Annotated in this window: 12 protein-coding genes; 6 read left to right on the top strand and 6 right to left on the bottom strand. The window is 65.0% G+C overall.

What is annotated here, in order from left to right; translation table 11 throughout:
- Positions 1 to 38: 38 nt before the first annotated feature.
- Both gluQRS and BN2476_RS12765 read right to left on the bottom strand, forming a co-directional pair.
- On the bottom strand, positions 39 to 920 hold the full coding sequence (gene gluQRS / locus BN2476_RS12760) for a tRNA glutamyl-Q(34) synthetase GluQRS (protein ID WP_087734519.1): 882 nt from the start codon (positions 918 to 920) through the stop codon (positions 39 to 41).
- Positions 921 to 960: 40 nt separating this feature from the next.
- The gene (locus tag BN2476_RS12765; protein WP_087734520.1) at positions 961 to 1,833 is read right to left on the bottom strand and encodes a sulfurtransferase; all 873 of its coding nucleotides are present in this window, start codon (positions 1,831 to 1,833) and stop codon (positions 961 to 963) included.
- A 282-nt stretch (positions 1,834 to 2,115) separates the two neighbouring features.
- On the opposite strand from BN2476_RS12765, the gene dnaE reads away from it, so the two are divergent.
- Complete coding sequence (gene dnaE, locus BN2476_RS12770; protein WP_087734521.1) at positions 2,116 to 5,694, top strand: DNA polymerase III subunit alpha; 3,579 nt, start codon at positions 2,116 to 2,118, stop codon at positions 5,692 to 5,694.
- Between the two features lie 68 nt (positions 5,695 to 5,762).
- Here the strand turns inward: dnaE and BN2476_RS12775 are convergent, their stop codons facing one another.
- Positions 5,763 to 6,530, bottom strand: coding sequence for a glycosyltransferase family 2 protein (locus BN2476_RS12775; RefSeq protein WP_087734522.1), 768 nt, complete (start codon positions 6,528 to 6,530; stop codon positions 5,763 to 5,765).
- 323 nt (positions 6,531 to 6,853) lie between these two features.
- Here BN2476_RS12775 and msbA point away from each other — a divergent pair, with 323 nt between their 5' ends.
- The 5 genes from msbA to BN2476_RS12800 all read left to right on the top strand — a co-directional run bounded on the left by msbA (position 6,854) and on the right by BN2476_RS12800 (position 13,770).
- Complete coding sequence (msbA, locus tag BN2476_RS12780) at positions 6,854 to 8,647, top strand: lipid A export permease/ATP-binding protein MsbA (protein WP_087734523.1); 1,794 nt, start codon at positions 6,854 to 6,856, stop codon at positions 8,645 to 8,647.
- A gap of 135 nt (positions 8,648 to 8,782) precedes the next feature.
- On the top strand, positions 8,783 to 9,862 hold the full coding sequence (locus tag BN2476_RS12785; protein WP_087734524.1) for a glycosyltransferase family 4 protein: 1,080 nt from the start codon (positions 8,783 to 8,785) through the stop codon (positions 9,860 to 9,862).
- Between the two features lie 265 nt (positions 9,863 to 10,127).
- The gene (locus BN2476_RS12790; RefSeq protein ID WP_087734525.1) at positions 10,128 to 11,255 is read left to right on the top strand and encodes a glycosyltransferase family 9 protein; all 1,128 of its coding nucleotides are present in this window, start codon (positions 10,128 to 10,130) and stop codon (positions 11,253 to 11,255) included.
- On the top strand, positions 11,252 to 12,520 hold the full coding sequence (locus tag BN2476_RS12795) for an O-antigen ligase family protein (protein WP_087734526.1): 1,269 nt from the start codon (positions 11,252 to 11,254) through the stop codon (positions 12,518 to 12,520). Before BN2476_RS12790 ends, BN2476_RS12795 begins: the two co-directional genes overlap by 4 nt.
- Positions 12,517 to 13,770: a glycosyltransferase gene (locus BN2476_RS12800; RefSeq protein WP_087734527.1), complete on the top strand. Its 1,254-nt coding sequence runs from the start codon at positions 12,517 to 12,519 to the stop codon at positions 13,768 to 13,770. The genes BN2476_RS12795 and BN2476_RS12800 overlap by 4 nt, the downstream gene beginning before the upstream one ends.
- A gap of 122 nt (positions 13,771 to 13,892) precedes the next feature.
- Here the strand turns inward: BN2476_RS12800 and BN2476_RS12805 are convergent, their stop codons facing one another.
- From BN2476_RS12805 to BN2476_RS12810, 3 genes are all read right to left on the bottom strand, one after another.
- On the bottom strand, positions 13,893 to 14,189 hold the full coding sequence (locus tag BN2476_RS12805) for a hypothetical protein (RefSeq protein WP_087734528.1): 297 nt from the start codon (positions 14,187 to 14,189) through the stop codon (positions 13,893 to 13,895).
- 151 nt (positions 14,190 to 14,340) lie between these two features.
- Positions 14,341 to 14,502, bottom strand: a complete 162-nt coding sequence (locus BN2476_RS47195; protein ID WP_162849242.1) for a hypothetical protein — start codon at positions 14,500 to 14,502, stop codon at positions 14,341 to 14,343.
- Between the two features lie 138 nt (positions 14,503 to 14,640).
- Positions 14,641 to 14,865 (bottom strand): hypothetical protein, encoded by a 225-nt coding sequence (locus BN2476_RS12810; RefSeq protein ID WP_087734529.1) that lies wholly within the window; start codon positions 14,863 to 14,865, stop codon positions 14,641 to 14,643.
- Between the last annotated feature and the right edge of the window lie 64 nt (positions 14,866 to 14,929).

A 14,929-nucleotide genomic window follows, 5' to 3' on the forward strand; every position in this document is an offset into this window, starting at 1 on the left:
CCGTTTTCGTTTCTGTTCATCGCGCCGCGCTGGACGCTTCAGCGTTTCATGCGCTCGGACCACGCCCCGATTGCTTCCGCGTAAAACGCTTCTCGCGACAGCGCAGCCGTCCCGCTCAGCGTCAGCCCCAGATGCAACGCCGCGTCGTTGAGTGCGACGAGTGGCCGGCTTGCGTCCAGCGCGAGCGCACCCGTCTGCTTGCTGAGCTTTTCTCCGTCGGCATTTGTGACGACGGGCACGTGAAGATAAGAGGGCGTGGGCACGCCCATGCACTGTTGCAGATAAATCTGGCGCGCTGTCGAGTCGAGCAGGTCCGCGCCACGCACGACATGCGTGATGCGCTGATCCACATCGTCGACGACGACGGCCAGTTGATACGCCCACTGATCGTCGGCCCGGCGCAAGACGAAATCGCCGACTTCCGTCGCGAGATTCTGCGTCTGCGGGCCTTGCCAGCGATCGTCGAAGGTCACGATGGCGGCATCGCCGTCGGGAACACGCAATCGCCATGCGCGCGCGGGCTTGCCGTTCAGGCCGTTGCGGCAGGTGCCGGGATACGCGAGCGTCGTATGGCGCGCATGCGCATGCACAAGCGAATCGGCGATCTCCTTGCGCGTGCAGCCGCACGGATAAACGAGCCCCGTCGATCGCAGGCGCTCGAATTCCTGCTGATACAGCGACATGCGCCGGCTTTGCCAGGCGGGCGGCTCGTCGGCCACCATGCCGAAGCGCGCAAGGGTTTCGACAATATCTTCTGCCGCGCCGGGGACGGTGCGCGGACCGTCGATGTCTTCGATCCGCACGAGCCACGTACCGCGATGCGCGCGCGCATCGAGCCAGCTTGCGAGCGCGCTGACCAGCGAACCGAAATGCAGCGGGCCGGTCGGCGAGGGGGCGAAACGTCCGCGATAGGTCGTCATGCTGCGAACGTCAGCATTGGACCATCCGTGATCGTGCGCGTTACGCGGCGCGCGCCGCGCTGGCGTGTTGCGCTTGCGGATGGCAGGCGGCGCAGGTCTTGCCCGGCACGTAGAACGGCGACTTCTGGTCTTCCGGCGTGACGACGGCGCGGCAGCCGAAGCACTGCACGGTGGCCGTCGGCTGCAGATTCGGATCGAGCGAGGTGCGATAGTCGAACACGAAGCACTCGCCGTTGTAGTGCGCGCCGCCCACTTCCTCGAAGTACTTCAGAATGCCGCCTTCCAGCTGGTAGACGTTTTCGATGCCGACATCCTTCATGTGGATCGCCGCCTTCTCGCAGCGAATGCCGCCCGTGCAGAACGACACGACCGTCTTGCCTTCGAGGTCCGTGCGGTTCTGCTCGATCACGTCCGGAAACTGGCTGAACTTCGTGATGCGGTAATCGAGCGCGTTGTCGAACGTGCCGACATCGACTTCGAACGCGTTGCGCGTGTCGAGCATCACGACGGGGCGGCCTGCGTCGTCGTGACCGCGGTCGAGCCACATCTTGAGCGTGCGCGCATCGACGGCGGGCGCGCGGCCCAGTTCCGGCTTGATGGCCGGCTTCTTCATCGTGATGATTTCGCGCTTGAGCTTGACGAGCATGCGTCGGAACGGCTGCTTCTCCGACAGGCTTTCCTTGAACTGAAGCTCCGCGAATTTGCCCTCGAACAGAGGATCGCGACGGATGTAGTCGATGAACTCGCGCACTTGCGGGATTTCACCGGCGATAAACAGGTTGATGCCTTCCGGTGCGAGCAGGATCGTGCCGCGCAAGCCGAGTTCGTTGCAACGGGCGGTGACGAGCGGCCGCCATTCGACGGTCTTGTCGAGCGTCGAGAACTGGTAGGCCGAGAGATTCAGAATATTCATGCTGGTCCAGCGATAAAGCGCCGTGCCCCGGCGCGCATCGATGGCGGGCGCAGCACGTGTACGGCAGGGAAATGGTTCGAGCCCGTATTATCCCTCATCCTGCGGATCGCTTCGCAATCTGCCCGTCGGCATATTGACTTGCGCGCGAATAGCCCAAATGGCCGACCCCAATGCGCGCGCATCGCCGCCGTAAATGCCTCGCGTGCGAGCCCGCCTGGCCGGATGGCCAACGGGCTGGTTCAGGGCCGTTTTGCGGAAAATTTTCGGGAGGGCGGGGTTACAATGTCGCCCATGTCAGATCCCCGCTTCGTCCATCTCCGCGTTCACTCCGAATTCTCGATTGCCGATGGCATCGTGCGTCTCGACGACGTCGTCGTCGCCGCTGCCAAAGACGGTCAGGGCGCGCTCGCGCTCACCGATCTCGGCAACGCATTCGGTCTCGTCCGTTTTTACAAGGAAGCTCGTGACAAAGGGGTCAAACCCATTGCGGGCTGCGATGTCTGGATCACGAATCCCGACGACCGAGACAAGCCTTCGCGTCTTCTGCTGCTGGTCAAGAACAAGACCGGATATCTGAATCTGTGCGAACTGCTGTCGAAGGCGTGGCTCACGAACCAGTATCGCGGACGTGCGGAAGTCGAGGCAGCGTGGCTCGAAAGCGGCCTCGCCGAGGGACTGCTTGCGCTGTCGGGCGCGCAGCACGGCGACGTGGGCATTGCGCTCGCAGCGGGCAACGAGGAAGCCGCAAAGCGCAATGCATCGCGTTGGGCGAAAGTCTTTCCGAACGGGTTCTACATCGAACTGCAACGCAGCGGGCAGCCGGGCGCCGAAACGTACGTGCAGCAGGCGGTCGCACTGGCCGCTTCGCTGAAGCTGCCTGTCGTCGCGACGCATCCGTTGCAGTTCATGACGTCCGACGATTTCACCGCGCACGAAGCGCGCGTGTGCATTTCCGAGGGCGACATTCTTGCGAATCCGCGTCGCCAGAAGCGCTTTACGACGGACCAGTATTTCCGCACGCAAGACGAGATGGGCACGATGTTCGCGGACATTCCGTCCGCGCTCGCGAACACTGTCGAAATCGCGAAGCGCTGCAACCTCACGCTTGAGCTCGGCAAGCCGAAGCTGCCGCTCTTTCCGACGCCCGACGGCATGTCGCTCGACGACTATCTGGTGCAGTTGTCGAAGGAAGGGCTTGAGAAGCGTCTCGAGCAGCTGTACCCCGATCAGGCCGAACGCGACGCGCAGCGCGAAACGTACTACGCGCGTCTCGATTTCGAATGCGGCACGATCATCAAGATGGGCTTCCCCGGTTACTTCCTGATCGTCGCGGACTTCATCAACTGGGCGAAAAACAATGGCGTGCCCGTGGGGCCGGGCCGGGGCTCGGGCGCGGGCTCGCTCGTCGCGTACGCGCTCGGCATCACCGACCTCGATCCGCTGCGCTACAACCTGCTGTTCGAACGTTTTCTGAATCCGGAGCGGGTGTCGATGCCCGACTTCGACATCGACTTCTGCCAGCACGGCCGCGATCGCGTGATCCAGTACGTGAAGGAGAAGTACGGTGCGGACGCCGTGTCGCAGATCGCGACGTTCGGCACGATGGCCGCAAAGGCGGCCGTGCGCGATATCGGCCGCGTGCTCGATCTCGGCTACATGTTCACCGACGGCGTCGCGAAGCTGATTCCGTTCAAGCCGGGCAAGCACGTGACCATCGCCGACGCGATGAAGGAAGAGCCGCTGCTCCAGGAGCGCTTCGACAACGAAGATGAAGTGCATCAGCTGCTCGAACTCGCGCAGCGCGTGGAAGGCCTGACGCGTAACGTCGGCATGCACGCGGGCGGCGTGCTGATCGCGCCCGGCAAGCTGACCGACTTCTGTCCGCTCTATACGCAGGGCGACGAAAGCGGCGTCGTGAGCCAGTACGACAAGGACGACGTCGAAGCCGTCGGCCTCGTGAAGTTCGACTTTCTGGGTCTGACCACGCTGACGATTCTCGACTGGGCCGAGCGCTACATTCGGCGCCTCGATCCGTCGAAGGAGAACTGGTCGCTCTCGCAAGTGCCGCTCGACGATCCCGCGTCGTTCTCGATCCTCAAGAAAGCGAATACCGTCGCCGTGTTCCAGCTGGAAAGCCGCGGCATGCAGGGCATGTTGAAGGACGCGCAGCCCGACCGCTTCGAGGACATCATCGCGCTCGTCGCGTTGTACCGTCCGGGTCCGATGGATCTGATTCCGAGCTTCTGCGCGCGCAAGCACGGACGCGAGACAGTGGAGTATCCGGACCCGCGCGTCGAGCCTGTTCTGAAAGAGACCTACGGCATCATGGTCTACCAGGAGCAGGTGATGCAGATGGCGCAGATCATCGGCGGCTATTCGCTGGGCGGCGCCGACCTGCTGCGCCGCGCGATGGGCAAGAAGAAGCCCGAGGAAATGGCGAAGCATCGCGAGATCTTCGCCGAGGGCGCCGCGACGAACGGCCTCACGCGCGAGAAGTCGGACGAGATCTTCGACCTGATGGAGAAGTTCGCGGGCTACGGCTTCAACAAGTCGCACGCTGCGGCCTACGCGCTGCTCGCGTACTACACCGCGTGGCTCAAGGCGCATCATCCCGCCGAATTCATGGCGGCCAACATGTCGCTCGCGATGGACGACACGGACAAGGTCAAGATCCTGTTCGAAGACTGCCTCGCGAACAAGATGGCCGTGTTGCCGCCGGACATCAATCTGTCAGCGTATCGCTTCGAGCCGGTTGCCGAAAGCGATGGCAAGCGCTCGCGCACGATCCGCTATGGCCTTGGCGCGATCAAGGGCAGCGGCCAGAACGCAATCGAAGAAATCCTGCGCGCGCGCGAAGACGGTCCGTTCGTCGATCTCTTCGATTTCTGCAACCGTATCGATCGCCGCATCGTCAACCGCCGCACGATCGAGGCGCTGATTCGCGCGGGCGCGTTCGATTCACTGCACCCGAACCGCGCGCAACTGCTCGCGTCGGTGTCGCTCGCGATGGAAGCCGCCGATCAGGCGAGCGCCAACGCGATGCAGGCGGGTCTGTTCGACATGGGCGATGCGCCGTCGCAAGGCCACGAGCTCGTCGACGAGCCGGTGTGGCCGGACAAGCGCCGCCTGCAGGAAGAAAAGACGGCGCTCGGCTTCTATCTGTCGGGCCATCTGTTCGACGCGTACAAGGACGAAGTGCGCCGCTTCGTGCGGCAGAAGATCGGCGAGCTGAAGGAAGGGCGCGACAAGCTGGTGGCGGGCGTGATCGTCTCGCTGCGCACGCAGATGACCCAGCGCGGCAAGATGTTGATCGCGTTGCTCGACGACGGCACGGGCCAGTGCGAAGTGACCGTCTTCAACGAGCAGTTCGAGGCGCACAAGCAGCTCTTCAAGGAGGACGAACTGCTCGTCGTGCAGGGCCAGGCGCGCAACGACGCGTTCACGGGCGGCATCCGTTTCACCGTCGATACGCCGATGGATCTGGGCCGCGCACGCACGCGCTATGCGCAGGCGGTGAAGGTGCGGATGAACGGCAACGCGGACGCCCATGCGCTGCGGCGTGTGCTCGAAGCGCATTGCGCGAAGCCGGAAGATGCCGAAAGCGCAGCGCCCGCTGCCGCGCCGAGCCGCGGCGGCCGTGGCGGTCAGTATGGGCAGAACGGTCAAGGTGCTGACATGGGCCGTGGCCAGCGCCCGTCCGCGCCGATGCCGAACGGTCTCGCCGTGCAGATCGTCTATCGCAGCGACAACGCGGAAGGCGAGGTGCGGCTCGGCGATGCATGGCGCGTGAAGCCGACGGACGAATTGCTCGCCGCGTTGCGCAACGAGTTTTCAGGCAGCGCAATCGAGATCGTGTACTGATCGATCGGCAGATCGATCGGGTGATCGAACGAGAGAGGCCGGCTCGCGTGGGCGGGCCTCGGCTTCGTTCACCGGCCCGACGCGTCCTTGCGCCCCAACTGCGCGAGCTTCACGAACCGGTAGTACACGGTTTCCGCATTGAACATCGCGATCATGAAGCCCGCGCGTCCATCGAGAAACCCGCGCCGCAGCAGGTACGTCCGCACGAACGCCCACGCGCCTCTTGCGACGGCCTTGCCGAAGCTGCCGCGCTGGCCAGCCGCGTGACGCTGCTGCGCGCCCAGCGTCGAATACGCGTCGAGCTTGCGCAACACCGTCTCAAGGTCCTCGTACGAGTGATGCAGCAGCTTGCCTTCGAGGCGCTTGGCGGGCGTGTCGAACACGAGCCGCTCGTGCACGAGATCGTCGGAAAAGCGCGCGGCGCCGCGTTTGAAGAGGCGCGGAATCCAGTCCGGATACCAGCCGCTGTGGCGCACCCAGTGGCCGCAAAACGCCGACAGCCGGTCGATCGCGTAGACATCCGCGGCGGGCGCGGCGAGCGCGCTCGCGATCGAGACGGCCAGTTCGGGCGTCACGATTTCGTCGGCGTCGATCGACAGGACCCACGTCGTGTCGAGCGCGTCCAACGCGCGGTTCTTCTGCGGGCCGAAACCCGGCCAGTCGGCGTGCGTGAGCACGCGGGCGCGATGCGCGCGGGCGATCTCGACGGTGCCGTCGGTGCTGCCGCTGTCGACGACGACGATCTCGTCGGCGAACGCGACGGCCCGCAGGCATTCGTCGAGCCTGCGCGCGGCATTCTTCGTGATGATGGCGACGCCGAGCGTGGGTTGTGTCATGCGAGTCGAAAGCGGGAGGGAGGGCGCACGGCGCACGCGGTCTGCTGCTGAAGCGCCGCCGGGGCCCAGCGAAAGTTGCGCAAGTATACACAGCACGGCGCACGCCACAGCCCGTGTGCCCGAAAAGACCCGCCGCAAGCAAGACGAGGCGCGAAACCCGCTTGCCTGGCCAATCCGCCAATGCGGGCTTTTACCGGTCATTTGGCCGACCCCGGGATAGCAACCCGGACGGTTTACAATGTCGCATTTGCAAATCCGCCCGAGGGGCGGTTGATGGACGCTGCGGGACGCCGCGAAGCGCGTCCGCATTTCCAGAGGATCTCTTGAGCGCCAAGCCAACGTTAAGCAAGCCCATCGGCTCGGGTGAAGTGTCGTCGACAGTCGTCGTGCTGCGCCGTCTGTGGCCGTATGTGAAGCCGCTCATCTGGACTGTCATCGCCGCCATCGCGACGATGGGCGCCGTTGCCGCCACCGAGGCCGGCATTCCCGCGCTGCTCAAGCCGCTGCTCGACCATGGCTTCGGCACGCACAGCAGCGACAGCGCGAAATGGTACGTGCCGCTCGCCGTGATCGGCCTCGCGCTCGTGCGCGGGGTCGCGCAGTACGCGTCGGGCTATCTGCTGTCGTATGTGTCGAACCGGATTCTGCTCGATCTGCGGCTCACGATGTTCAACCGGATGATCCACGGCAGCGTCGCGTTCTTCCAGCGCGAGACGGCAAGCACGGTGATCAACGCGATCGTCTTCGAAGTCAACCAGATCCTGAACGTGCTGACGGGCGTGATGGTCACGCTCGTGCGCGATTCGCTGACGGTCGTGTTCCTCCTCGGCTATCTGTTCTATCTGAACTGGCGCCTGACGCTGATCGTCGCCGTGCTGCTGCCGGGCATCGGCTGGCTCGTGGGCAAGATCAACCGGCGGCTGCGGCGCCTCAACCGAGAGCATCAGACCCTCACGAACGAGCTGTCGTACATCGTCGAGGAGACGGTGGGCGGCTACAAGGTCGTCAAGGTCCACAACGGCGAGCAGTACGAAATCGACCGCTTCACGCAGATGAGCAAGCGCCTGCGCGGCTACTCGATGCGCATGACGGTGTCGGGCGGTCTCGCGCAGCCGCTCACGCAGTTCCTCGCGTCGATCGCGCTCGCTGTCGTGATCACGATTGCCGTCGTGCAGTCGTCGCACGATCAGACGACGGTCGGCGGCTTCGTCGCGTTCGTCACGTCGATGCTGCTGATCATTTCGCCCCTCAAGCACCTGATGGACGTGAACCAGCCGCTGCAACGCGGCATGACGGCGGCAGAACTGATCTTCGGGTTGATCGACGAGCCGTCGGAGCCGGAGGGCGGCGGGCGCAAGCTGGAGCGCTCGAACGGCGAGGTCGAATTCCGCGACGTGTCGTTCATGTATGGCGCGAGCGGCCCGATGCAACGGCAGACGCTCGACAGCGTGTCGTTCAAGGTCGCGCCGGGCGAGATGGTCGCGCTGGCGGGCCCGTCGGGCAGCGGCAAGACGACGCTCGTGAACCTGCTGCCGCGCTTCTTCGATCCGAGCGGCGGCGCGATTCTCGTCGACGGCGTCGCGCTGCCCGAGTACGGCCTTCACGAACTGCGCAGCCAGATCGCGATGGTGAGCCAGGACGTCGTGCTCTTCAACGACACGATCGCGAACAACGTCGCGTATGGCCAGACGGCCGACGCCGAGCGCGTGAAAGCGGCGTTGCACGCGGCCAATCTGTGGGACACGGTGGCCGCGATGCCGAACGGCATCGACACGCTGATCGGCGACAACGGCATGATGCTGTCGGGCGGCCAGCGGCAGCGGCTTGCGATCGCGCGCGCCGTCTACAAGGACGCGCCCATCCTGATTCTCGACGAGGCGACGTCGGCGCTCGATTCGGAATCCGAGCGCCATGTGCAGGCCGCGCTCGAAACGCTGATGAAGGGCCGCACGACGCTCGTGATCGCGCACCGCCTGTCGACCATCGAACGCGCGGACCGCATTCTCGTGCTCGACGCGGGGCGCATCGTCGAGCGCGGCAGCCATCGCGAACTGCTCGCGCAAAACGGGCTGTACGCGCATCTGCATCGGATCCAGTTTCAGCAGCATGCGGCGTGAGCGGATGCGCGCGCGCATCGCTGATCGCGCGGCGCGGACCGTCCCGCCCGCGCCCGCTGCCGCCGACGTGCCCCCTTCGCACCGCACGCGCGGCGCTCATGTCCGTTCGATCGACGCTCCGGCAAATCCCCTTCAATGCTAAAAATCGGAATCTCCGCCAACGCGCTCAAGTACAGCGGCGGCCTCGAGCGCTACGCGATGGACCTCGTGCGCGGATTCGCCGGCATCGGCATCGAGCCTGCGTTCTTCGCACGGCGCTTCGACATGACGGTGCCGGAAAGCGGGCTCGTCGAGCGCCATCGAATTCCTGTTTCGCTCCTGCCGGGCAAATGGCGCGATGCATGGTTTTCGGCCCGTCTGCGCAGGGCGCGCCGCGCCGCGCGCGTCGACGTGCTGATCGGCTGCAACCGAGTCGATTCATCGGATATCGCGATTTGCGGCGGCACGCACATTGGCTTTCTGCGAGCGACGCGCCGCGCGACGAAGCGTTCCGATCGCCGGCAGATCGAACTCGAAAAGCGCCAGTACGAACGCTCGGCGGTGATCGTCGCGCATTCCGACCTGATGCGCGACGAGCTGATCGAACTGTACGGCGTCGACGAAGCGAAGATCGAAGTGATCTATCCGCCCGTCGACGCAACGCGCTTCACGCCCGTCGACGCCACGACACGCGCGGCGCTGCGCAAGCGTTACGGCTTTGCCGACGACGAAATCGTGCTGCTGTTTCCGTCGAGCAGCCATCAGCGCAAGGGCTTGCCGCTGATCGAAGCCGCGCTGCGCGAGATCGATCCGCGCGTGGTCGTTGCCGTCGCGGGCCGGCCGCTGGACAGGCCGGCAGAGCGCATCCGGCATATCGGCTACGTACGTGAAATCGAAGACTGCTACCGGGCCGCGGACTTCACGATCCTCGCATCCGGATACGAGCCTTTCGGTCTGGTCGGCGTCGAGTCGGTGATGTGCGGCACGCCCGTCATCTTTCCATCGACGATCGGCTGCTGTTCGGCGATTGCCGGGCAGGCGAAGTTCGTTTTCGCACACGGCGACGTGGCCGCGTTGCGGGTGGCGATCGAGCGCGCAGTGACGACGTCGTCGTCGCAAGCGCATGCCACTGGCGGGCCGCGCGTACCCGCTGGCTCCGTGCTCTACGACACGAGCGTGGCGGCCCACGTCGCGACGCTTTTGAAGCTGGCGCAGCGCGTGAGCCGCGCCCGTTAGCCGTTTGCGGGACTGGCATTGGGGGGCCACATGGTAAAATCAGGCGCTTCTGATGCAGATTATTCGTCGAACGATCGCGTATTGCGGATGACGGGCAACGGAAGTCATTGCGCGCTTTTTTTGCGATAAGAGTTGCGCTCACGTATCAGCGGGCATCAGAAATGACACCGTCGGAAATGTTTTGTATGAGAAAAGAGCGGCCTGCTGCCACCAGGGTGAGCGGCAGACGGGAATCGCTGGAGAGGGCCAACGCGGCGATCACCCAATGAGTCGACTGTCCGGACGTATCCGAATTTTTGCGCGCGCCGTTCCGCGGCTCGCGCTCAAGCCATTGCGCCGCAGGCCCGCCGCACCCGCGCGCATCCTGATTGCCCACCATCTGCTGCTCGGCGACACGCTGCTGCTCACGCCGTTGCTGGCGAAGCTGCGCGCGCAGTATCCGCACGCTGACATCGTGCTCGCGTGCCCGAAGCCGATCGTGCCGCTGTATGCCGCGCGGCCGTTCGACGTCACGGCGTTGCCGTTCGATCCGCGCGATCTGTCGACGGTGCAGGGTGTGTTGCGCTCGGGCCCATATGATCTGGGCATCGTCGCCGGCGACAACCGGCACAGCTGGCTTGCGCTAGGCGCGGGCTGCCGCTGGATCGTTGCGCATGCAGCCGATGTGCCCGCATGGAAGAACTGGCCCGTCGACGAACACATTCCGTATCCGTCGAAGCCGGCCGCCTGGGCCGATCTCGCGACGGAACTGGTGGACGGCGGGCCGCCGCGTCACTACCGGACGCAGGATTGGCCGGCGCCCGCCGCTTCAGCCTCGTTGGACGAACGGCTCACGCAACGGCCGTACGTCGTGCTGCATCCGGGCGCGAGCACGGCCGTCAAGCGCTGGCCGGACGCGCGCTGGCGCGAAGTCGCGGATTACGTTGCCGGCCTCGGATACATGCCCGTATGGAGCGGCGGCCCCGGCGAAACCGATCTGATTCGCCGCATCGATCCCGATCCCGAGCACCCGAATCTGGCGGGGCGGCTCGGGCTCGGCGAACTGTGGCATCTGTTTGCCGGCGCGCGTGCGGTGGTGTGTCCCGATACGGGCGTTGCGCATCTGGGGCGCCTCGTCGGCGTGCCGACGATTGCGCTCTTCGGTCCCGGCAATGCGCTGATTCACGGCGCCGGTCAATACTGGAGCGACGTGCGGTTCGTGCCCGTCACGATCGCCGATATGCCATGCCGTAACGAGCCGTTTATTTTTCGCCGCGAGGTGCCGTGGGTCCGCCGTTGCGACCGCAACGCCGAGACTTGCGTGGACTGGCGCGGCGATCACGCTGCGTGCATGGGTCGCCTGACGGTCGATTCCGTCTGCCGGGCGTTGAGCGATGCACTGGGAGTCTCATGAAAAACTTGGCGGCGCGCGGAGAGCGCGTGCTTTGGGTTGCCTGCCCGATCATCCTGTTTGCGGTCATGTTCGGACACATGACCGCGATCGTCTATAACGGTCTCGCGCTGCTGGCCATCGGCACGCTGTGCGCCGCGTGCGCATCGGATGCGACGGCGCTGCGCCGCTGGCCGCTCGTCCTGCCGATCTGCGCGTGGGCGGCGTGGGCGCTGGCTGCCGTCGTGTGGTCGCGCGCGCAGCCCGTCAGCCTGCATCAGTGGTTCGACGAGATTCTCTATCCGTTCGTCGCCTTTCTCGGCTTCTGGGTCGTCGGCAGCCGCACGCAGCGACCGACGTACTTCGTCGTCGTCACGTGGATTGCCTGCGCGTTGCTGGCGCTCACGAGCATCGTCCACTGGGGGCATCTGCAGCCGCCCACGGCCGATACGTTCCTGCTCCACTTCTACAACCGCGTCGGCCATACGAGCACGCTGGCCGTCTTCGCGATGCCGCTCTTCTCCGGCGTGATGCTGCGCGCGCGCTGGCGGGCAGTCGGCTTGACGGGACTCATCCTCTGCCTGTTCGTCGGGCTCGCCACGCTCAACCGTTTCTTCTGGCCCGCTGCGGCGATCACGCTGCTGATCGCGCTGTATCCGTTCTACCGCAAGCGGATGTTGATCACGGGCGTGGTGTTCGTTCTCGTGGCCGCCGCGGCGCTCGGAAGCCTCGAACTCAGCGCGCGCCTGCGCTACGGCGCCGCGGCGCCGCGCCCGGCGCAGGGCGATTTCAACATCGGCGGACATCAGATCTACCTGCCGCCCGCGCTGGTGGGCATCGGCGACACGGTGTCGAACGACACGCGTCCCAAGCTGTGGGCGTTCTACGAGCGCGTGGGCGCGGAGCACACGTGGACGGGCATCGGATTCGGCAAGCCGCTTCCTGGCATCGCCTATCGGAACCAGATGCCCGCGAGCCTGCTCACGCTCGAGCCCATGGCGCCGACGCATGCGCACAATCTGTTTATCAACACGTGGCTACAGACGGGGTTCATCGGCGTCGCGCTGCAGTCCGTGCTGCTGCTCGCGCTCATCGCGCGCTTCTGGCGCCTGCGCCATGTCGAGCCCCTCGTCAGCGCTGCGGGTATTGCGCTCGTCGTAGGCATGCTCGCGAAGAACATGACGGACGACTTCATGTGGCAAACAACGATTCTCGCTTTCTGGTCGTTCTCGGGTCTGCTGCTGGGAATCGGCGAGCACAGCCGCGAGACGCGCAAGGTGATGTCATGACGCTCCACCGCGAATCCCGCAAACCCGTTGCAGCCCTCCACGCGCAAGCGCCGGAAGGCGACGGCGCGCCGTTGCGCATCCTGTTCCACATCAACGACTTCGGCAAAGGCGGTACGGAAACGTCGCTGCTCGCGTGGCTCAACGCGTTGGACAGAAGGCATTTCGCGCCGGCTGTCTCGGTTGCGTATCCGACCGACGATCTCGCGTTCTGGCAGGCCCATTCGATTCCCGCCGATGTCCCCGTCTACGTGCTGGCGGAGCCGGGCTGGATGCACGGCACGCATCTGATCGCGCGCAAGCGCAAGCTGAAGGGCGCGAAGAAGCTCTATCACAAGCTGCTGACGTATGGCGTCGTCAGGCCGCTGGCCGCACGCCGCTTCACGCGTATCGCGCGAAGCTTCGACATCGTCTGCGACTACGATTTTTCGCTGCGCCATCTGGCCGGCCGCTGCGACGTGCCCGTGGTCGGCGTGAGCCACTTCAGTCTCGCGACTCGCATCGGCAACCGCGGCGCGCGCTTTCTCGCGCGACGGATGAACCAGTACCGGCGCTATGCCGCCGTCGCCATGATCACGCCGGCCATGGCGCGTGAAGCCGAGTCGCTTTTTGGCAGCGACCGGTTGAACCTCGTCGAGTTGCCCAACGTGATCGACATCGCGCGAATCCGGCGCGACGCGACGGCGAGCGTCGACTATCCGGCGAACCCGTACATCGTGTCGGTGGCAAGGCTCGACGAAGGGCAAAAGGATAACGCGACGCTGCTACGCGCGTTCGCCGAAGTCTGCCGACGCGCTGCGACGCCGATCGATCTGGTGCTGATCGGCGAAGGCCGCGACCGCGCGAAGCTGGAGCATCTCGCGGCGGAGCTGGGCATCGGCGCTCGCGTGCAGTTCCTTGGGTTTCGCGCGAATCCGTTCCCGTACATACGACGCGCGGAGATGCTGGTCCTGAGCAGCCGCTACGAGGGGTGCCCGATGGTGCTGGGCGAAGCGATGGCGATCGGCACGCCCGTCATTTCCGCCGATTGTCCGACGGGTCCGCGCGATCTTCTCGACGGCGGCAACGCGGGCGTGCTCGTGCCGCCAGGCGATGTCGGCGCGATGGCGGCGGCGATCGAACGCCTGCTGACGGACAGTGCCGCGCGCCGGGTGCAGATCGAAAACGCCAACAGGAAAGTGGCGTCGTTCGCGCCGGAAAACGCAAGCCGACGCATGCTGCAACTCGTGCGGCGGCTTCGCGGAATGAAGTGAAAGTCGACGCGATGATCAGTTGACGCTGCGATCGCATCGCTTTGAGCGCATAGGCACATGCGCGTATGCGGAGCACGCAGTCATCGTGCTCGGGTGACGCGCGCCTGGCTGGCTTACGCGCTCTACACGCCGCTTGTCACCAGCGACAACACCGACAGATCCGGATGCGTCCCATCGACGATGCTCTTGCCGACGTGCACGGCTTCATACGTCGCATCGTCGAGCGTCTTGAACGACTCCTCGCCATCCGCGTGAAACGGCATCGTGTGGCCGGGTAGTTTCGGGTCCGCGCCGGGATGGCACACGTAGCCGATGTACGTATAGCGTTCGCTGCCGTCCTTTGGGGACGGCGCGACGTGAATCTCAAAGCCTTCGTATTCGACCGTCTGCCAACGCAGGGTTACGGCGTCGTCGGACATGATTGCCTCCGTGCAGGCGGGCGCGTCGATTGGCCTGTGGGTAACGGGCGAGACTGACGCTGCGCCGCGTGTCATGCGCCGCGGTGCGCGGCGCGGTGATGTCGAATGGTTCAGCGCAAATGGCGCGGATCGATGTTCAGCGGCAGCGGGATCAGTGCCGATGCCGCATCCGTTCCCACCAGCGATGCCCGTCGAAGCGGCCCAACATCCTGTCGCGAAGAGGGTGATCGCGCCGCCACTGATGCGATAGCAGCGTCGCGATGACGGCCAGCACGACGATGCCGACCACGATGCTTACCATTGATTCAGCCATGGCAGCCTCCGTCTATTGCAACTGCATACGGGAAGTCTAGTTGATTTGTTAGAACAGGGCGGCCGATGCCCTGTTCACGCTTTCCTCGACGCCGTCCGCGATCAATCTTTGTAACGCCTACACGGAATCGATTGAAATTCAGTATCGCCGGTCGATGCGGCGCGCATCGGCGCAACGGTTTTCATCGTCCGAAAAGAGCGCTTCGAGGCCGAACAGCCACGCGACGCCGAACGCGAAAATGCCGGCCGCCGAGCGTTTCGGCAGCGTCGGGGTGTTGCCGGGCGATGTCCCGCAAAGCCTGTCGTAGCAGGCTTCTGGCAAGGGTTCCGGGTCGTCGGTGTACTCGAATTGTTCTGTGTGCATGTCGCCTCCCGCGCGTAGTGTGTAGTGCGTGAAAGCAATTGCTGTGCCACGGGCGGGCGAGAAG

Origin of the sequence: Paraburkholderia piptadeniae (assembly GCF_900007165.1) — a bacterium.
GTDB lineage: Bacteria > Pseudomonadota > Gammaproteobacteria > Burkholderiales > Burkholderiaceae > Paraburkholderia > Paraburkholderia piptadeniae.